Annotated in this window: 16 protein-coding genes; 6 read left to right on the plus strand and 10 right to left on the minus strand. The window is 44.7% G+C overall.

Annotated elements, in window-relative coordinates; genetic code table 11:
- Positions 1 to 394: 394 nt before the first annotated feature.
- The 10 genes from EEX84_RS08195 to rpmH form a co-directional block, all read right to left on the minus strand.
- The gene (locus EEX84_RS08195; RefSeq protein ID WP_123165124.1) at positions 395 to 1,228 is read right to left on the minus strand and encodes a ParB/RepB/Spo0J family partition protein; all 834 of its coding nucleotides are present in this window, start codon (positions 1,226 to 1,228) and stop codon (positions 395 to 397) included.
- On the minus strand, positions 1,221 to 1,982 hold the full coding sequence (locus EEX84_RS08200; RefSeq protein ID WP_123165125.1) for a ParA family protein: 762 nt from the start codon (positions 1,980 to 1,982) through the stop codon (positions 1,221 to 1,223). Before EEX84_RS08200 ends, EEX84_RS08195 begins: the two co-directional genes overlap by 8 nt.
- A gap of 169 nt (positions 1,983 to 2,151) precedes the next feature.
- Positions 2,152 to 3,018, minus strand: a complete 867-nt coding sequence (gene noc / locus EEX84_RS08205; RefSeq protein WP_123165126.1) for a nucleoid occlusion protein — start codon at positions 3,016 to 3,018, stop codon at positions 2,152 to 2,154.
- A gap of 171 nt (positions 3,019 to 3,189) precedes the next feature.
- Complete coding sequence (gene rsmG, locus EEX84_RS08210; RefSeq protein ID WP_123165127.1) at positions 3,190 to 3,906, minus strand: 16S rRNA (guanine(527)-N(7))-methyltransferase RsmG; 717 nt, start codon at positions 3,904 to 3,906, stop codon at positions 3,190 to 3,192.
- A 220-nt stretch (positions 3,907 to 4,126) separates the two neighbouring features.
- Positions 4,127 to 6,016 carry a tRNA uridine-5-carboxymethylaminomethyl(34) synthesis enzyme MnmG gene (gene mnmG, locus EEX84_RS08215; RefSeq protein WP_123165128.1) on the minus strand — a complete coding sequence of 630 codons (1,890 nt, stop codon included), beginning with the start codon at positions 6,014 to 6,016 and terminating at the stop codon, positions 4,127 to 4,129.
- Between the two features lie 22 nt (positions 6,017 to 6,038).
- Positions 6,039 to 7,424, minus strand: a complete 1,386-nt coding sequence (gene mnmE / locus EEX84_RS08220) for a tRNA uridine-5-carboxymethylaminomethyl(34) synthesis GTPase MnmE (protein WP_123165129.1) — start codon at positions 7,422 to 7,424, stop codon at positions 6,039 to 6,041.
- A 333-nt stretch (positions 7,425 to 7,757) separates the two neighbouring features.
- Positions 7,758 to 8,510: an RNA-binding cell elongation regulator Jag/EloR gene (gene jag / locus EEX84_RS08225; protein ID WP_123165130.1), complete on the minus strand. Its 753-nt coding sequence runs from the start codon at positions 8,508 to 8,510 to the stop codon at positions 7,758 to 7,760.
- Entirely contained in the window at positions 8,507 to 9,286 is a 780-nt protein-coding gene (gene yidC / locus EEX84_RS08230) for a membrane protein insertase YidC (RefSeq protein WP_123165131.1), read from the minus strand. Before yidC ends, jag begins: the two co-directional genes overlap by 4 nt.
- Before the next feature lie 61 nt (positions 9,287 to 9,347).
- On the minus strand, positions 9,348 to 9,689 hold the full coding sequence (gene rnpA / locus EEX84_RS08235; protein WP_123165132.1) for a ribonuclease P protein component: 342 nt from the start codon (positions 9,687 to 9,689) through the stop codon (positions 9,348 to 9,350).
- An 81-nt stretch (positions 9,690 to 9,770) separates the two neighbouring features.
- Positions 9,771 to 9,908, minus strand: coding sequence for a 50S ribosomal protein L34 (gene rpmH / locus EEX84_RS08240; RefSeq protein ID WP_123165133.1), 138 nt, complete (start codon positions 9,906 to 9,908; stop codon positions 9,771 to 9,773).
- Positions 9,909 to 10,383: 475 nt separating this feature from the next.
- Here rpmH and dnaA point away from each other — a divergent pair, with 475 nt between their 5' ends.
- The 6 genes from dnaA (at position 10,384) to gyrA (ending at position 19,093) form a co-directional block, all read left to right on the plus strand.
- Complete coding sequence (dnaA, locus tag EEX84_RS08245; RefSeq protein ID WP_123165134.1) at positions 10,384 to 11,730, plus strand: chromosomal replication initiator protein DnaA; 1,347 nt, start codon at positions 10,384 to 10,386, stop codon at positions 11,728 to 11,730.
- A gap of 170 nt (positions 11,731 to 11,900) precedes the next feature.
- The gene (dnaN, locus tag EEX84_RS08250; RefSeq protein ID WP_123165135.1) at positions 11,901 to 13,037 is read left to right on the plus strand and encodes a DNA polymerase III subunit beta; all 1,137 of its coding nucleotides are present in this window, start codon (positions 11,901 to 11,903) and stop codon (positions 13,035 to 13,037) included.
- A 107-nt stretch (positions 13,038 to 13,144) separates the two neighbouring features.
- Complete coding sequence (gene yaaA, locus EEX84_RS08255) at positions 13,145 to 13,384, plus strand: S4 domain-containing protein YaaA (RefSeq protein ID WP_123165136.1); 240 nt, start codon at positions 13,145 to 13,147, stop codon at positions 13,382 to 13,384.
- A complete protein-coding gene (gene recF / locus EEX84_RS08260; RefSeq protein WP_123165137.1) occupies positions 13,374 to 14,486 on the plus strand; it encodes a DNA replication/repair protein RecF in 1,113 nt (370 codons plus the stop codon). The genes yaaA and recF overlap by 11 nt, the downstream gene beginning before the upstream one ends.
- Positions 14,487 to 14,555: 69 nt before the next feature.
- Positions 14,556 to 16,478 carry a DNA topoisomerase (ATP-hydrolyzing) subunit B gene (gene gyrB, locus EEX84_RS08265; RefSeq protein WP_192892938.1) on the plus strand — a complete coding sequence of 641 codons (1,923 nt, stop codon included), beginning with the start codon at positions 14,556 to 14,558 and terminating at the stop codon, positions 16,476 to 16,478.
- A 29-nt stretch (positions 16,479 to 16,507) separates the two neighbouring features.
- Complete coding sequence (gene gyrA / locus EEX84_RS08270; RefSeq protein WP_123165138.1) at positions 16,508 to 19,093, plus strand: DNA gyrase subunit A; 2,586 nt, start codon at positions 16,508 to 16,510, stop codon at positions 19,091 to 19,093.
- Positions 19,094 to 19,272: the final 179 nt, after the last annotated feature.

Consider the following 19,272-nt stretch of genomic DNA (forward strand, 5'->3'; position numbering starts at 1 on the left):
TCTGCTTTTAGCCGCCTACGCTTTTCTTATTGTCCAGTCTCCGGCGGCCAGCCTCTCGGGTCATAAACCAAGCCACCTGTGCGGCTGAAAACATGCCGCTTCGGTGACTCGTCTTATGCCCGTCGAGCCTCCATGGCCGCCTACGCTTTTCTTATTGTCCAGTCTCCGGCGGCCAGCCTCTCGGGTCATAAACCAAGCCACCTGTGCGGCTGAAAACATGCCGCTTCGGTGACTCGTCTTATGCCCGTCGAGCCTCCATGGCCGCCTACGCTTTTCTCTACAAAACAGAACCTATTTCCTGAGTTCCAGGAAATAGGCATCAGTCAGTTTAACAATTCTAGAATCCGNCTACAAAACAGAACCTATTTCCTGAGTTCCAGGAAATAGGCATCAGTCAGTTTAACAATTCTAGAATCCGTTCCAGGTCTTCTTCTGAGAAAAATTCGATTTCAATCTTCCCTTTGTTTTTGTTTTTTTTGATTTGTACTTTCGTGCCAAAGCGATCTCTTAATTCGGATTGCTTTTCTTCCAGGAACAAATCTTTTTTCTTCTCAATTGTTTCACGTGGAACATCTTCGTTTAAACGCTGCACCAGGTTTTCCAATTGACGAACGTTTAAATTTTCTTTCACCACTTTTTCAGCAGTTTCCGGAATCATTTTTTTGCTTCGCAGTCCGAGCAATGTCCGTCCATGTCCCATTGTTAGTTTTTTATCAGAAATCAACTTGCGGACTTCTTTGGGCAGAGCGAGCAAACGGACATGGTTGGCGATATGCGGGCGACTTTTTCCTAACCGAAAAGCTAATTGTTCCTGAGTTAAATTCAAGGCTTCCATCAACTTTTGATAGGCTTCCGCTTCTTCAATCGGCGTCAAATCTTCACGCTGCAGATTTTCCAAAATAGCCAGTTCCATCATTTGCTGATCAGTCAGTTCTTTAACAATGGCAGGAACTTCTTTCAATTTCGCCATTTTTGCTGCCCGAAAACGCCTTTCCCCTACAACAAGTTCGAAATGGTTGCCTGCTTTTCTGACAACAACCGGCTGCAAAATTCCATGCTCTTTGATTGAATCCGATAATTCCTCCAAAGCCGGTTTATCGAATATTTTCCGGGGCTGATAAGGGTTGGTCCGTAATTGATCGATATTGATTTGGTTGATTTTTTCCGATTCATTCAACGATTCGTCTGGGAACAATGCATTGATGCCTTTTCCTAATCCTTTAGCCATTACGAATCACTTCCTTCGCCAATTCTAAATACACTTCTGCGCCTCTGGATTTTGGATCATAAATAATAATCGGTTCCCCGTGGCTGGGAGCTTCGCTCAGACGTACATTCCGTGGGATGACCGTCCGGTAAACTTTGTCCTGAAAGTATTTTTTCACTTCTTCAATTACTTGGATTCCAAGATTGGTCCGCGCGTCAAACATGGTCAACAATACACCGTCAATCATCAGGTCCTGATTGAGGTGCTTTTGAACGAGGCGAATTGTGCTCAATAATTGGCTTAATCCTTCCAATGCATAATATTCGCATTGCACCGGAATAATAATTGCATCTGATGCTGTCAATGAATTGATTGTCAGCAAACCGAGAGATGGCGGACAATCAATAATGACATAATCGTACATGTCTTTCACTTCTTCAAGTGCATTTTTTAATCGCGCTTCTCTGGAAATGGTCGAAACCAGTTCAATTTCAGCCCCTGCCAGTGAAATAGTAGCTGGCACTACATGCAAATTTTCCACTTTGGTTTCCATAATAGTACTTTTTACATCGATGTCATCAATCAACACTTCATAAATGCATTGATCCACATCGCCTTTATTCACCCCAACACCGCTCGTTGCGTTTCCTTGGGGATCAATATCTATTAACAGAACTTTTTGCCCTAAATAAGCAAGGCAGGCACTTAAGTTCACTGAAGACGTTGTTTTTCCTACGCCGCCTTTTTGATTGGCGATCGCGATAGTTCTACCCACTCTTGCACCTACTTTCTTTACTACTCTCTTATTTTACTGTGCCGGCATTTTTATTGCTAATATTAACGATAAAAAATAATCACATATCTTCCTCTATTGTAACAAAACTATGAATCCCGTATTGTTACTTTCCTATAAAAAAACCCTTTCCATGGAAGGAAAGAGTTTTTTATGATTTTTTCTTGGGAATTTTCACCGTGATTTGATAGAATTCTTCGTGCTCTTCTTCTTCAGTGGTTACATCAATTCCACTCTTTGTCACCATATTCAGTGACTCTTTGATGGTATTCATCGCAATCCTCAAATCCCGGCTCACCGCTTTGCGTTTCGGTTTGATTTTTTTCGGTTTTACAGCCAGTAATTTCATCACTTTTTCTTCTAGTTGTTTAACATTCAATCCAAGCTCCATCGCTTCATTGAATAATTTTTGCTGCATGTCACTGTCTTTGATCTGCAATAAGGCGCGTGCATGCCGTTCTGTGATTTCCCGGTTCAGCAGCGCATCCTGAACTTCTTTCGGTAATTTCAGCAGTCGTAGCTTATTGGCCACCGTTGACTGCCCTTTTCCCAGACGCTGTGCCAGTGCTTCTTGTGTAATTTCGTGAATCTCCAGTAAATTTTGATAGGCATTGGCTTCTTCTACAGCCGTCAATTCTTCACGCTGCAGGTTTTCGATCAATGCAATAGAAGCCGTTTCTTTATCACTCAAGTTGCGGACAATTGCAGGAACTTCTGTCCATTCCAGCGAACTCATTGCCCGAAAACGTCTTTCTCCGGCAATGATTTCGTAATTCCCTTCATCATCCGACACTCTTACGACAATTGGTTGGATTACTCCATGGACATGAATGGTCCGAGCCAATTCTTCGATCTTTTCCTCATCAAAGATCGTTCTCGGCTGAAACTTATTGGCACTTATTTTATCGATTGGCAGTTTCACTACTTCTTCTGACGCTTCTTTTTTTGCCTCTATTGTATTTTCTATGTCTTCTGCTTTATCGCCACCTCCGAAGAAGCGGGAAAAAGGACTTTTCATCCTCAAGCACCACCTTTTAAAAGCTCGCTGTTATAGTATTCGCTGCCTAAGCACGATTCCCTGTTCACCCAATGTTCCACGTGAAACATTTCTTTTCTGTCACTCTTTGGTTTGCAAGAGCTCTTTGTCCCGCTTCGGTCAAAGCGGAAACCTCCTGCCTGAAGTTGCTCTTTACTGAATAGGAGACTTATTGGGAACTCCTGGTTTACGGGGGTATTTACTGGGAGTTGCTTTGGTTTTCCGAAAGACTTGGATATGTCGCTCACTTTCTTCTATCGGCAATTGGAAGGAGTGGATTTGGTGTTGTTCAGCCCCCAGTTTCTGAAGGGCTTTTTGGGCATCGTTCAATTCATCCACAGCGGAAGCAGCTTTCATGGCGGCAAACAAGCCCCCCTTTTTCACTAATGGCACGCATAATTCTGCCAAAACGGACAAACGGGCCACAGCACGTGCTGTAACTAAATCATAACTTTCCCGGTGAGCTGGCGCTTGACCGAAATCCTCTGCCCGGGAGTGAACAAAATGAACTCCAGTCAATTCCAGTTTGTCACTTAACTGGTTCAAGAATTGAATTCGCTTGTTTAATGAATCCACAATGGTCACTTCGATGTGAGGAAAACAGATTTTCAAAGGAATGCTCGGAAATCCGGCACCTGCCCCCACATCACATATTTTCATCGGCTGCGTAAAATCCAGATAAAATGCTGCTGTAATGGAATCATAGAAATGCTTTAAATAAACCGATGGCTGGTCTGTTATAGCCGTCAGGTTCATTTTTTCGTTCCATTCGACAAGTTCTTTGTAATACGTATGAAACTGGGCCAACTGCCCATCTGTCAAATCGATTCCTTTTTCACTGAGGGCGTCTTTAAATTGCTGCTCGTTCACTTTTTTTCCTCCCTCTTCTTTGCTTGTGTATGTTTCAAAATCTGCTTGTACAAGGTGAACTTAATATGTTGAGCTGCTGGTATTCTGCAAAAAAGCATGGGCTTCTGTCTCTGTATCGCTATGCTGCTGCGTAGCAAATACGGAGCCGAAGAAAGTTCAGCCCATGTATTTCCTATGTAAAAAGGACTGGTCTACGCCAGCCCATTTATAATTTATCCTTTTAAACCGAAACTTTTGCAATTCTTCCCTGTTCAATATACACCAAAAGAATAGAAATGTCAGCAGGGTTTACCCCGGAAATCCGTGACGCCTGCGCAATGGAAAGCGGACGGACTTCCGCCAATTTTCCTCTCGCTTCTGTCGCCAGGCCTGAAATTGCATGATAATCGATGTCTTCAGGTATTTTTTTGTTTTCCATTTTCTTCAGTTTATCGACTTGCTGAAGTGATTTCTCGATGTATCCTTCATATTTGATATGAATTTCCACCTGTTCTTTCACTTCATCTGCCAACTCCACTTCGGAAGCTGTCAACTGAGCAATCATATCATAAGTCATTTCCGGACGCTTCAGCAGATCTGCTGCGCGGATGCCGTCTTTCAATTCGCTTCCGCCCGCTTCTTGGATCAACTGCTGCGTTTGTTCGTTTGGTTTGATCATCATTTTTCTCAAGCGTTTGATTTCTTCTTCAATCAAATCTTTTTTCGTCAAAAACTTCGCATAACGGTCTTCCTTGACCATGCCGATTCTGTACCCGAGATCTGTCAGACGCATATCTGCATTGTCGTGGCGCAGTAAGAGGCGATATTCAGCGCGCGAAGTCAGCAAACGGTAAGGTTCGCTTGTCCCTTTTGTCACCAGGTCATCAATCAGCACTCCAATATAAGCTTCCGAACGGCTTAAAATCACTTCTTCTTTGCCCAGCACTTTTGCTGCCGCATTGATGCCCGCCATCAAGCCTTGTCCCGCCGCTTCTTCGTATCCGGATGTGCCGTTGATTTGGCCTGCTGTATATAAATTCACGATCTGCTTGGACTCCAGTGTCGGCCATAACTGAGTCGGTACGATGGCATCGTACTCAATGGCATAACCTGCACGCATCATTTCCGCTTTCTCAAGCCCTGGAATCGATTCCAGAAGCTGACGCTGCACATGTTCAGGCAAACTGGTTGAAAGCCCTTGTACGTAAACCTCGCTCGTATTACGGCCTTCTGGTTCCAGAAAAATCTGATGTCGCGGTTTGTCGCTGAAACGGACAATTTTGTCTTCAATTGATGGGCAGTATCTTGGACCTGTCCCTTTGGCCATACCGGAATACATCGGTGAAAGATGCAAGTTCTCATCAATGATCTGATGGGTTTTCCCGGTAGTGTAAGTCAGCCAGCACGGCAACTGATCCAGGATAAATTCCGTCGTTTCAAAGCTGAACGCACGCGGTACATCGTCTCCTGGCTGAATCTCAGTCTGGGAGTAGTCAATGCTTTTGCTGTTGACCCGCGGCGGTGTTCCGGTTTTAAAACGGACCGTTTCAAAACCCAGCTGTTCCAGGTTTTCCGCCAGTTTAATGGATGGCTGTTGATTGTTCGGACCACTTGAATAACGCAAATCTCCGATGATAATTTCTCCGCGAAGAAACGTTCCGGTCGTAATGACCACTGATTGGGCACGGTAAATTCCGCCGGCCTGTGTTTCCAGCCCTTTTACGGTTCCATCTTCCACGATCAGTTTCTCTACGACACCCTGATGCAGTGTTAAATTGTCTTCGTCTTCCATCAATCGCTTCATTTCCTGCTGATAAAGCACTTTATCGGCTTGAGCACGCAATGCGCGGACAGCCGGTCCTTTAGCTGTATTCAACATTCTCATTTGAATGTGTGTTTTATCGATTACGCGTCCCATTGCTCCACCGAGTGCGTCAATTTCGCGCACGACAATGCCTTTTGCCGGCCCTCCAATGGATGGGTTGCATGGCATAAACGCGATCATATCCAGATTCATCGTTAATACAAGTGTTTTGGCACCCATACGAGCGGAAGCAAGAGCGGCTTCCGCTCCTGCATGCCCCGCTCCCACAACGATGACATCGAACGTGCCTGCTTCAAATTTTGGCATGTTCGTTCATTCCCTTCGAATTTTATTTCCCTAAACAGAACTGGGAGAATAACTGGTTCAGGAGTCCATCGTCAGCTGTATCGCCGATGATTTCCCCTAGTATTTCCCACGTTCGAGTAACATCAATTTGGATCATATCGACAGGTACATCCATTTCAGCTGCACCGATGGCATCCGAAATGGTTTTATGTGCCTGATGCAGCAGCGAAATATGTCTGGCATTCGACACATATGTCATATCCCCGGCTTCGATTTCCCCTTCAAAAAACAACGCGGCAATGGCTTCTTCCAACTGATCGATGCCTTCTTCTTCTATTAAAGAAGTGGTCACCATCCGTTTACTGCCGGCCAGTTGCTGAACCTGTTCCAGATCAATTCCTTGCGGCAGATCGGTTTTGTTGATGACTACAATATAATTCATATCCTTTACAGCTTCAAACAACAACTCGTCTTCTGCTGTCAATGCTTCCGAATAATTCAGCACATAAAGGATCAAATCGGCTTCCTTCAATACTTTTCGCGAACGTTCCACACCAATCCGTTCCACTATATCTTCAGTTTCCCGGATCCCGGCAGTATCCACCAGGCGAAGCGGCACTCCGCGGACGTTGACGTACTCTTCAATTATATCACGGGTCGTTCCTGCTATTTCAGTGACAATGGCTTTGTTTTCGTGAACCAAACTGTTCAGTAAAGAGGATTTTCCGACGTTTGGACGCCCGACAATAACAGTAGAGAGTCCTTCTCTCAAGATTTTCCCCTGGGAAGAAGTCTGCAGCAATTTTTCAATTTCTGCACGCACCCATTCTGCTTTTTCCAGCATCATTGGACGTGTCATTTCTTCCACATCATCATATTCCGGATAATCGATGTTCACTTCCATTTGAGCGATCGACTCGAGCAGAGCCTGACGCAATGTGCTGATCAGCTTCGACAGCCGGCCTTCCATCTGGCCTAATGCCACATCCATGGCACGGTCTGTTTTTGCTCGGATCAAATCCATGACGGCTTCGGCCTGCGATAAGTCGATGCGGCCATTCAAGAAAGCACGTTTTGTAAATTCACCGGGTTCTGCCAGCCTGGCGCCGGCCTGCAGTACCAATTGCAGCACGCGGTTGACCGATACAATTCCACCATGACAATTTATCTCGATCACGTCTTCACGCGTGAATGTTTTCGGCCCTTTCATAAACGACACCATTACTTCTTCTGCCACTTCACCAGTCGTTGGGTCTTCCAAATGACCGTAATGGATGGTGTGGGTGGGCTGGGAAGCCAATGGCCTGCCGCCGGGGGCACGGAATAATTTATCTGCGATGCCAATAGCTTCCGGCCCACTCAAGCGGACAATCGCAATGGCGCCTTCACCGCTTGGCGTGGAAATCGCAGCGATTGTATCGAATTCCATATTGTTCCCTCCTAAAGTAAGAAACGAGCAAGCGCTTAACACAAAAGCAGAGAACCTGCATGTTAGAGCTCTGCAGCGACTCGCTTTTGAGCGCAATACCCATTCTGTCTCTATCGTTTGTTCGTCTATTCACAGTAGTCGATCCGCAAATCACTACATTCATAATTAAAGGCTTTAAAAAAGTTGTCCACATGTGGACAACCAGAAAATGCACATGACTTTCTAACATATTACATTAGCATAAATCCCATTAAATCAAAAGGCACAGTACTTCACAGAAAGAAAAAATTATTCTGCGGCCACAAAAAAAGACCCGCCGGGAGGGCGAATCTCTTATCTGTGCGGTTCGATGACCAAATAACGGTTCGGATCTTTTCCTTCTGAATGGGTATCAATGTCCAGTCTTCTCGACAATGCCTGGTGAATGACTTTTCTTTCATAGGAAGGCATCGGTTCAAATTGAACGCGGCTGCCGGTCCGGATCGCTTTGTCCGCCATTCGGTCCGCCAGCTGCTCGAGCGTTTCCTGCCGCCGTTCACGATAGTTTTCAGCATCCAGCTGAACCATCATAAACTGGTTCGAATATTTATTGGCTACAAGCTGGGCCAGCTGTTGAAGGGAATTCAGAGTTTGTCCTCTTTTGCCGATCAGCATAGCTACTTTTTCGCTTTCCAGGTAAAAATTGACCTGTTTGCCTTTTTGTTCATGCGTGATCCGTAAATCTTCAATCTTCATGCCTTCAGCTATCATTTGAATATACTTAATCGTTTCTTCTATCGCTCGGTCATTGGAAACAACCGGAATTTCTTCCGCTTCCTCCACTTTTTCCTGTTCTTGCACCACTGCTGTTTCTGCTTCAGCTGAACCAGTGGTAGTTGTTTCCAACTGCTGTTCTTCCACTGGCGCCGGTTCCGGCGTGTTCAGCGTCACTTCCACTTCAGCCTGTTTGGCACCAAAGCCCAGAAACCCTTTTTTCTCTTGCTGCAAAACCGTAATGCTTACTTCTTCACGTGTTACTTGGAGTTTTTCTAATGCTGCAGATATCGCGTTTTCAACAGTTGTACCCGTTTGCGTAATCTGTTTCACTTTTTAGCCCCTCCTGCTTTCGTTTTAACAGGTTGTTGCACTTCCTTTTTCTCCCACGGACGATAAATAAACATGTTTTGGATAAGAGAAATGATATTCCCGATTACCCAGTAAAGCGTTAATGCGGATGGCAGGATAATCCCGAATCCGACAATCATGACCGGCATAAAATACATCATGGCTTTCATTTGCGGGTTATCCATTGCTGGGCCTGTGCGCAATACAAGCAATTGCATGAGACCTGCAACTACTGCGAGGATAATGCTTGGTTCGGCCAGCGGGAAAATTAAGAATGTCCCCAGGTCGATTTCCGGAGTCGCGTTCATCCGGCTGATGGCATGGTAGAAACCGATCAGTATCGGCATTTGGATCAATACCGGAAGACAGCCCGCCATTGGGTTGACGCCTTTCTCCTGGAACATAGCCATCATTTCCTGCTGATACTTCTGCTGTGTCTGCGCGTCTTTGGATTTGTACTTCTCTTTTAACTTAGCCAATTCCGGCTGAATTTCCTGCATCCTTTTTGAGCTGCGCGTCTGCTTGATCATCAATGGAAGCAATACCAAACGGATGATGATCGTGACGGCAATAATTCCAAGGCCGTAAGTTCCCAGCAAATCTTTAAAGTAGGTGATCGCTGAAACGAGCGGCCAAACTATGAACTGGTTCCAAAACCCTTCGCTTTCATCACTGATGGGCTGATCGAATTCCATACAGCCTGCCAGCAGTAAAGTAACCGCTGTCAATGAGAGCAGCAATACTATTCGTTTATTCAATCTTCTTCCCCCAAACTTCTTTTCAATTACTTCTATAATACCATTCCTGTAACGCAGCTTGCTACTTCTTAGGCAAAGCGCGGGCGATTTTCAATACATGTTCCAAACTTTTCTTACTTTCGTGAAAATCCATTGTGGCCGCCTGTTGTCTGGCGATAATAACATAATCCGCATTCGGCACCAAATCGTCCTTCAATTCCAGGAACGATTGCCTTATATACCGTTTGATGCGGTTTCTCGTAACTGCGTTTCCCACTTTTTTGCTGACGGACAAGCCCAGGCGAAACTCCGGTTGATCGCTTTTCAACATATAAACGATGAATTGACGATTCGCATATGACTTTCCTTTTTTGAAAACGCGTTGAAATTCAATATTCTTTTTGATCCGTTGATGCTTGTTCATTTTTTCACCTGCTTTTTTTGGTTCATTTCTGCCGGTTTCCCGGCAGAAAAGAAAAAAAGACCACTGATGCGGTCAGTGGACTTAAGCTGATAATACTTTTCTTCCTTTGCGACGGCGTGCAGCAATTACTCTGCGTCCATTTTTCGTGCTCATACGTGCTCGGAAGCCGTGTACTTTGCTGTGTTTACGTGTATTTGGTTGGTATGTGCGCAATGACATATATGACACCTCCTGAATGAGAGTTGAGTACTTCTTAAAGACAGTCTTGACTATTATATAGTTGGACCCTTCAAAATGTCAATGTCTAAATGAATTTCTTTCTTCCTTCAGCCGCTCATGTTATCCACACCAGCTACAAATTTCGCTGAAAATCCTGTGCAGCTTTTTTGGTCCAAAAAATATTATCCACAGCCCTTATCGACAGCTTTTTCACATGTAAACCTGCTGTGGACAGTTGAATTGTGATTAAAACGGAGTGTGTGGATAAGTAGAATCCATGCTTGTGTTGTCTAATGTTTTTTGGTAACATTAACTTGTTTTCACTTGTTGATAATTTCCTTACCTAAAAAGTTATCCACATTTTGTGTATAAGGTGTGGATAGTTATTCACCACCCTGTTTGCAATTGTTATCCACAAGCTGTGGTTTTGTGTATGATATACTTATAAAATATTACATATAAAGGAGAAAAGCTATTGGAACACTTAGACGAACTTTGGTCGAGTGTCTTAGCCCAAGTTGAAACGAAAATCTCCAAGCCTAGTTTTGAAACATGGTTGAAATCGACAAAACTTCTATCTTATCAAAATGATACAGTCACCATATCAGCGCCAAATTCATTTGCACGTGATTGGTTGGAAAACCATTACGTGCATTTAATTACTGGCATTTTGTCAGATCTGACTGGCGATGACCTTTTGATAAAATTTGTCGTGCCCAAAGACCAGGACATGGATGATTTTCAGCTTCCAGCGCCTCGTGTAAAGCCGGGACAAAACGGCCAACAGGAGTTTTTGCCGGGTATGCTCAATCCGAAGTACACATTCGATACGTTTGTCATCGGGTCAGGCAACCGTTTTGCCCATGCAGCATCATTAGCCGTAGCGGAAGCGCCTGCCAAAGCATACAACCCGCTGTTTATCTATGGAGGAGTAGGACTTGGGAAGACACATTTAATGCACGCCATCGGACATTATGTCCTGGAACACAATCCGAATGCCAAAGTGGTTTATTTGTCTTCGGAAAAATTCACCAACGAATTCATCAACTCAATCCGTGACAACCAAACGGTCGATTTCCGCAATAAATACCGGAACGTCGATATTTTACTGATTGATGATATTCAATTTTTGGCCGGCAAAGAACAGACACAGGAAGAATTTTTCCATACATTCAACACACTTCATGAAGAGTCGAAACAAATCATCATCTCAAGCGATCGTCCGCCAAAAGAGATTCCGACACTGGAAGACCGCCTCAGATCCCGCTTCGAATGGGGATTGATCACGGATATCACACCCCCAGACCTGGAAACGAGGATTGCCATTCTGCGGAAAAAAGCAAAAGCGGATGGACTCGATATCCCGAATGATGTCATGATGTACATTGCCAATTCTATTGATTCGAATATCCGCGAACTGGAAGGTGCCTTGATCCGAGTGGTTGCATACTCTTCTTTGATCAACCGCGACATGAGCGGGGAGTTGGCAGCCGAAGCGCTGAAAGACATCATGCCGAATTCAAAGCCGAAAGTCATAACGATTCTGGATATCCAACATGCTGTCGGCGAACAGTTCAACATTAAAATTGAAGATTTCAAGACAAAGCGGCGGACAAAAGACATTGCTTATCCACGGCAGGTTGCGATGTATTTGTCCAGGGAAATGACGGATTTCTCTTTGCCTAAAATCGGAGAAGAATTCGGTGGCCGCGATCATACGACCGTCATTCATGCCCATGAAAAGATTTCAAAGATGCTGAAAGACAACCAACAGCTCCAGCAGGATGTCAAAGACATCAGAAGTACATTAGGGAAGTCTTAAAGATCTGTGGATAACCCGGTTTATTTTACAGCAGTTTATGCACAGTCTGTCTACATGTGGATAAGCTGCTTTTATTGACTGGAAAAGACTTATCCACAAATTCACAGCCCCTACTACTATTATTACTTTAAAGATCTTAAACAAAATATATATATAAGCGAGGTTCGAGAATGAAATTCGAGATAAAACGTGAGCGATTAGTTGAAGGATTAAACGATGTGATGAAAGCAGTCAGTTCAAAGACGACCATTCCGATTTTGACTGGTATCAAAATGGACGTTTCTTCAGAAGGCATGAGTTTAACCGGAAGTGATTCTGATATCACCATCCAAACATTCATACCGGCAGAAGAAGATGGGGAACAGATTATCCAAATCGCTCAGGGAGGAAGCATCGTCCTGCAAGCGAAAGTATTTGGGGAAATCATCCGCAAACTGCCAACCAATGATGTGGAAATCGAAATCACAGGCAATTTTCAAACGCATATCCGTTCAGGAAAGTCAGAATTCCATTTAATCGGTTTAGATGCCATGGATTATCCGCAGCTCCCGGATATTCAAGATGATCGGCTGTTTACCATTCCTGCCGATTTATTGAAAACCATCAACCGGGAAACAGTATTCGCTGTTTCGAGTTCGGAAACACGTCCGGTTCTGACAGGAGTACACTGGGAAGTGAAAGACGGAGAATTGGTTTGCGTAGCTACAGACAGTCATCGGTTAGCCAGACGCAAAACAAAATTAGAGACTCTTCCGGAAGACGAATACAGTGTCGTCATTCCAGGGAAAAGCTTAACGGAACTAAACCGGATTTTGGACGACACTTCAGATCCAGTGGAAATCGTCATGACCAATCAGCAGGTATTATTCAAAGCAAAACATATTTTGTTTTTCTCGCGTTTACTGGAAGGCAATTACCCGGATACTTCCCGGTTGATACCGTCTGATTACAAAACGCAAGTAACTGTCAATGGCCGTTCACTTCTGCAAGCCATCGATCGGGCTTCACTATTGGCCAGAGAAGAACGCAATAACGTAGTTCGTTTTTCCACTAATACAAGCAGCGAAGTGGAAGTATCTTCAAATTCACCTGAAGTCGGGAAAGTTGAAGAACAGATCCAGGCTCAGAATATTGATGGAGAAGAATTGAAGATTTCGTTCAGTGCCAAGTTTATGATGGATGCCTTGAAGGCGATTGACGGCCAAGACGTCATTATTCAATTTGCCGGAGCCATGCGCCCGTTTATATTGAAATCGGCATTGGATGATTCCATTCTTCAGCTGATTCTTCCTGTCCGAACCTATTAAAAATTGAAAAGACATTCGAGGATAGCCATAAAGGCTATCCTTTTTACTTCTGACCCCAAATAAGGTAAAATAGAGGGATAGACTACGAATTGAAGGATGAGTGCATTGTGAAAGAAATAGGGATTGAAACAGAATTTATCACGCTTGGCCAATTGCTTAAGATGACCGATACCATCAGTTCTGGAGGAATGGCCAAATGGTTCCTGGAAGAGCATGAGGTATATGTCAATGGGGAATTGGAAAATCGGAGAGGACGCAAGCTTCGTCCCGAAGACATTGTCAACATCCCCGAAGTCGGTGAAATTCAGATAGTCACTGCTGAAGGCATGGACTTCGATGCGGATTGACCGTCTCGAACTTACCAATTATCGGAATTACGAAACATTGGACTTGGCTTTTTCTCCGGAAATCAATGTATTCATCGGTGAAAATGCTCAAGGCAAAACAAATATCATGGAATCTTTATATGTCTTATCCATGGCGAAATCACATCGAACTTCAAACGATAAAGAATTAATACGCTGGGATGCGGATTATGGTAAAATAAAAGCTGATGTGCATCGGAAATACGGGAAACTTCCTCTTGAAATTTCGTTGTCGAAAAAAGGCAAAAAGGCGAAAGTCAACCATCTGGAACAAAGAAAACTCAGTGATTATGTCGGTCAATTGAATGTAGTGATGTTTGCACCCGAAGACCTGCACCTGGTAAAAGGAAGCCCGCAAGTCCGCCGGCGTTTTATCGATATGGAAATTGGCCAGATTTCACCTGTTTATTTGCATGATCTGGTGACTTATCAAAAACTTTTAAAACAGCGAAATCATATATTGAAACAAAACTACGGCAAGCCATCAATTGATGATGTCATGTTTGATGTCTATACGGATCAATTTATCGAAGCAGCCGTAAAAATTATTCAGAAACGCTATCAATTCATGGAACTTCTGCAGCAATGGGCAGAGCCGATCCATCATGGGATATCCCGTGGGCTGGAACAACTTCAAATCCGCTATCGCCCCATCAGCGGTTTAAGACCCGAGTGGACGCCTGAAGAAATGGCGTCTTTTTTAGGACAGAAACTGGTTGAAGTACGAAAACGGGAATTAGAGCGAGGAGTGACTCTTGTAGGTCCCCATAGAGACGAACTGCAGTTCATGGTGAATGGATATGATGTCCAGACTTTCGGTTCCCAGGGACAGCAAAGAACGACCGCTTTGTCCCTCAAACTGGCGGAAATTGAACTGATCAAACAAGAAGTGGGCGAAGCCCCTGTATTGCTGTTGGACGATGTGTTGTCTGAACTGGATGATTTCAGGCAATCGCATTTGTTGAATACGATCAAGGGCTCGGTCCAGACTTTTGTTACAACGACCAGCGTGGAAGGCATACAGCATGACACCATCCAAAATGCACGGATTTTCGAAGTGTCCCAAGGAACGGTCAAGGAATGACAAAGTACAGCACGGTAAGTTTTTTGGTAATAGAAATGTTGTAAGGAAGAGTAGGTGAACAGTGTGACGATGGAAGAAAACAATCTTCAGCAATCGTACGAAGCAAGTCAAATTCAAGTTCTTGAAGGTTTGGAAGCTGTTCGGAAAAGACCGGGGATGTATATCGGTTCGACCGGCGCGAGAGGGCTTCATCATTTGGTCTGGGAAATTGTCGATAACAGCATTGATGAAGCATTGGCAGGCCATTGCGATGAAATCAAAGTGACAATTGAAAAAGACAATTGGATTTCTGTGGAAGATAATGGACGAGGAATCCCGGTAGGCATGCAGGAAAAAATGGGGCGTCCGGCAGTTGAAGTCATCATGACTGTGTTGCATGCAGGTGGTAAGTTCGGTGGCGGCGGCTATAAAGTGTCCGGCGGACTCCATGGCGTTGGGGCTTCCGTGGTCAACGCTTTGTCAGAAGTGACTGAAGTATATGTAAATCGTGATGGCAAAAGGCATTATATTAAATTCGAGCGGGGCGCCGTAACGGAAGAGTTGAATGTGATTGGCGATTCTGACCACACCGGAACGATGATCCGCTTTAAAGCAGATGCTGAAATCTTCAAGGAAACGACGGTTTATGAGTATGACATTCTCGATCATCGATTGCGCGAACTTGCTTATTTGAACCGTGGCTTAAAGATTACCGTGAAAGATGCGCGCGAAGGCGAAGAGAAAGAAAATACTTACCACTTCGAAGGCGGAATCAAATCCTACGTTGAACATTTGAACAAATCCAAAGAGCCTCTCCATGCGGAAGCTATTTTTGTCGAAGCGGAAAGAGAAGGGATTTCTGTTGAAGTGGCCATGCAATACAATGCAGGTTTCGCAGCAAACATCTTTTCATTTGCCAATAATATCAATACACACGAAGGCGGCACGCACGAATCGGGCTTTAAAACGGCTTTGACACGTGTCATCAATGACTATGCACGGAAAAACGGCCAGTTGAAAGATCAGGATCCAAATTTAACAGGCGACGATGTGCGGGAGGGTCTGACTGCCATCATTTCAGTAAAACACCCGGATCCACAGTTTGAAGGCCAAACAAAAACGAAACTGGGGAATACGGAAGTCAGCACAATCGTCAATAACCTTTTTTCTGGAGGATTTGAACGCTTTCTTCTGGAAAATCCAGCGGTTTCACGGAAAATCGTTGAAAAAGGGATCATGGCTTCACATGCTCGTATGGCAGCAAAAAAAGCCCGTGAATTTACCCGTCGAAAATCGGTTCTTGAAGTATCCAGCCTTCCGGGTAAACTGGCGGACTGCTCTTCCCGGGATCCGGAAATCAGTGAAATTTATATTGTAGAGGGTGACTCAGCAGGAGGATCTGCAAAATCAGGGCGTGACCGCCATTTCCAAGCGATTTTGCCTCTTCGCGGGAAAATTCTCAACGTCGAGAAAGCCCGTCTGGATAAAATTTTATCCAATGCTGAGATCCGCAACATCATTACCGCGCTTGGTACAGGAATCGGCGAAGAATTCAATTTGAATAAAGCACGCTATCATAAAGTTGTCATCATGACAGATGCGGATGTGGACGGCGCTCACATCCGGACATTGCTGCTGACATTCTTTTTCCGTTATATGCGTCCATTGATTGAAGCCGGTTATATTTATATTGCCCAGCCGCCATTGTTCCAGATCAAACAAGGGAAGCATGTGGAATACGTCTATACAGACGATCAACTGCAGGAAGCTCTTGGGAGATTATCCAACTCGCCGAAACCGAATATTCAGCGTTACAAAGGTTTAGGGGAAATGAACGCCACTCAATTATGGGATACGACAATGGACCCCGATGTTCGGACATTGCTGCAGGTGACGTTGAATGATGCCATGCTGGCAGATGAAACTTTCCATATTTTGATGGGGGACGATGTGGAGCCTCGCCGGAACTTTATCGAAGAAAACGCAAGATACGTTAAAAATCTGGATATTTAATGGATTAAGGTTGAGAGGAGGCTGCGGATATGGCGGAACGGCCAAGCAGCGGAGTAGAAGAAATAAATATCAGCACGGAGATGCGTACGTCATTTTTGGATTACGCGATGAGTGTAATCGTATCCCGTGCCTTGCCGGATGTACGTGATGGCTTGAAACCTGTACATCGCCGGATCCTTTACGCAATGCATGATCTGGGAATCACAGCGGACAAAGGGTACAAAAAATCAGCACGGATCGTTGGGGATGTAATCGGTAAATACCATCCCCATGGTGACAGTGCCGTTTATGAAACGATGGTTCGTATGGCTCAGGATTTCAGTTACCGCTACATGTTGGTGGATGGCCACGGGAATTTCGGGTCAGTGGACGGAGATTCAGCAGCTGCCATGCGTTACACGGAATCGAAAATGTCGAAGATCTCCATGGAATTGCTGCGTGATTTAAATAAAAATACAATTGATTATCAGGAAAACTACGATGGGCAAGAAAAAGAACCGGTTGTTTTGCCCAGCCGGTTCCCTAATTTGCTGGTCAACGGAACTTCAGGGATTGCGGTCGGGATGGCCACCAATATCCCCCCGCATCACTTGGGCGAAACGATCGATGGTGTTTTGGCGTTGGCTGATAACCCAGCAATTACAACAGAAGAGCTAATGGAGTACATCCCCGGCCCGGATTTCCCGACAGGCGGAATTATTCTCGGACGGAGCGGTATCCGCAGAGCCTATGAAACGGGTAAAGGGTCTATTATGATCCGGGCGGTAGTGGAAATTGAAACAAAACCGAACGGCAAAGAAGTAATTATCGTCAATGAAATCCCTTACCAGGTGAACAAAGCCCGATTGATCGAGAAAATCGCGGAGCTGGTGCGTGATAAGAAAATTGATGGCATTACCGATCTGCGTGACGAATCCGACCGAAACGGCATGCGGATCGTCATTGAAGTAAGAAGAGATGCGAGCGCGAATGTCTTATTGAATAACCTATACAAACAAACCGCTATGCAAACCAGCTTCGGGATTAATATGCTGGCGCTTGTAGATGGCCACCCGAAAGTACTGGGCTTAAAAGATGTTCTTTATCATTACTTGGAACACCAAAAAGTAGTGATCCGTCGCCGGACGCAGTTTGAATTGACCAAAGCCGAAGACCGTGCACATATCCTGGAAGGTTTGCGCATTGCGCTCGACCATATTGATGCAATCATCGCATTGATCCGAGGCTCACAGACAACCGAAGAAGCACGTAACGGTTTAATGAATGATTTCAACCTTTCGGAACGCCAATCGCAGGCGATTCTGGATATGCGTCTCCAGCGCTTAACGGGGTTGGAACGTGACAAAATAGAAGATGAATATCAGGGACTGGTTAAGTTAATGGATGAACTTCGTGACATCCTGGCCAACGAATACCGGATACTTGAAATTATTCGCGAAGAGCTGCTTGAAGTGAAAGAGCGCTTCAAAGATGACCGCCGAACAGAAATCACAGGCGGCGGAGCGGAAATGATCGAAGACGAAGACTTGATTCCAAGAGAAGATTCCGTTTTGACATTGACTCATAATGGTTATATTAAACGGTTGCCAGCGAACACGTATCGCAGCCAAAAACGCGGTGGGCGAGGAGTGCAGGGAATGGGCACCAACGAAGACGATTTCGTTGAGCACCTGCTTTATACCTCGACTCATGACACGATTTTGTTCTTTACCAATAAAGGGAAGGTTTATCGCAAAAAAGGATACCAGATTCCTGAATACGGTCGGACAGCCAAAGGTCTTCCGCTCGTCAATTTACTGGAAATCGGTAAGAACGAGAAAGTGACAGCTGTTATCCGTGTTGAAAAATTCAAAGAAGATGCCTTTTTCTTCTTCACTACACGCGAAGGCGTCAGCAAACGGACACCGTTGGACAGCTACGCCAATATCCGGCAAAACGGCTTGATTGCCATCAACTTAAGGGAAGAAGACGAATTGATTTCCGTTAAATTGACCGATGGCAATAAAGAAATAGTGATCGGCACAAGAAATGGTGCATTGATCCGCTTCCCTGAAACGGATATCCGGAGCATGGGCCGGACAGCCAGCGGTGTACGTGGCATCCGTCTGCGTGAAGGAGATGCAGTCGTCGGCATGGAGATCTTGGATCCGAATGACAATGTACTGGTAATTACCGAGAAAGGATACGGAAAACAGACAAAAGAATCGGAGTACCGTGTCCAATCGAGAGGCGGAATGGGCATCAAAACCGCCCAGATCACTGATAAAAATGGGCCGCTTGTGGCTGTGCGGACAGTTAACGGAACAGAAGATATCATGCTGATTACAGTAAATGGCATTCTGATCCGTATGGATGTCAACGATATTTCGACCACAGGCAGAAGCACACAAGGAGTTCGCCTCATCCGTTTAGGAGAGGAAGAAATTGTCGCGACTGTCGCGAAAGTGAAAAAAGACATCGAACTTCCGGAAGACACCGATGAAGGTGCCGAAGACGAGCTGATTGAAGAAAGCATTGAAGAAAGTGCTGAAGCAGACGTTTATGCGGAAGATGAAATTGTCGCTAATGAGAATGTAGACGAAGTGGAAGAATCTCCTGAAGAAGACGAGGAATAATTTGTAGAACCCGCTGATTAATGAGCGGGTTCTTTTTTTTGAGCAAATATAAAGTTGAATAGACGCTGGCTGACCGGTTAAATTTCTGCAGCGATTTCTTATCTCAAAAGAAATTTGAAGACCAATAAAGTTTTTTGCAGAAACTGTTGACATTCCTTCCGGTGTACTTTAATATAATA

It is taken from the genome of Planococcus salinus, assembly GCF_003719725.1.
Taxonomy (GTDB): Bacteria; Bacillota; Bacilli; order Bacillales_A; family Planococcaceae; genus Planococcus; species Planococcus salinus.

What these genes read in the sequence shown, in the direction of transcription:
- dnaN (WP_123165135.1), top strand. Translation starts at nt 11,901, where the DNA reads ATGAAATTCGAGATAAAACGTGAGCGATTAGTTGAAGGATTAAACGAT.
- EEX84_RS08195 (WP_123165124.1), bottom strand. Translation starts at nt 1,228, where the DNA reads ATGGCTAAAGGATTAGGAAAAGGCATCAATGCATTGTTCCCAGACGAA.
- mnmE (WP_123165129.1), bottom strand. Translation starts at nt 7,424, where the DNA reads ATGGAATTCGATACAATCGCTGCGATTTCCACGCCAAGCGGTGAAGGC.
- rnpA (WP_123165132.1), bottom strand. Translation starts at nt 9,689, where the DNA reads ATGAACAAGCATCAACGGATCAAAAAGAATATTGAATTTCAACGCGTT.
- recF (WP_123165137.1), top strand. Translation starts at nt 13,374, where the DNA reads ATGCGGATTGACCGTCTCGAACTTACCAATTATCGGAATTACGAAACA.
- mnmG (WP_123165128.1), bottom strand. Translation starts at nt 6,016, where the DNA reads ATGCCAAAATTTGAAGCAGGCACGTTCGATGTCATCGTTGTGGGAGCG.
- gyrA (WP_123165138.1), top strand. Translation starts at nt 16,508, where the DNA reads ATGGCGGAACGGCCAAGCAGCGGAGTAGAAGAAATAAATATCAGCACG.
- rpmH (WP_123165133.1), bottom strand. Translation starts at nt 9,908, where the DNA reads ATGTCATTGCGCACATACCAACCAAATACACGTAAACACAGCAAAGTA.
- gyrB (WP_192892938.1), top strand. Translation starts at nt 14,556, where the DNA reads ATGGAAGAAAACAATCTTCAGCAATCGTACGAAGCAAGTCAAATTCAA.
- noc (WP_123165126.1), bottom strand. Translation starts at nt 3,018, where the DNA reads ATGAAAAGTCCTTTTTCCCGCTTCTTCGGAGGTGGCGATAAAGCAGAA.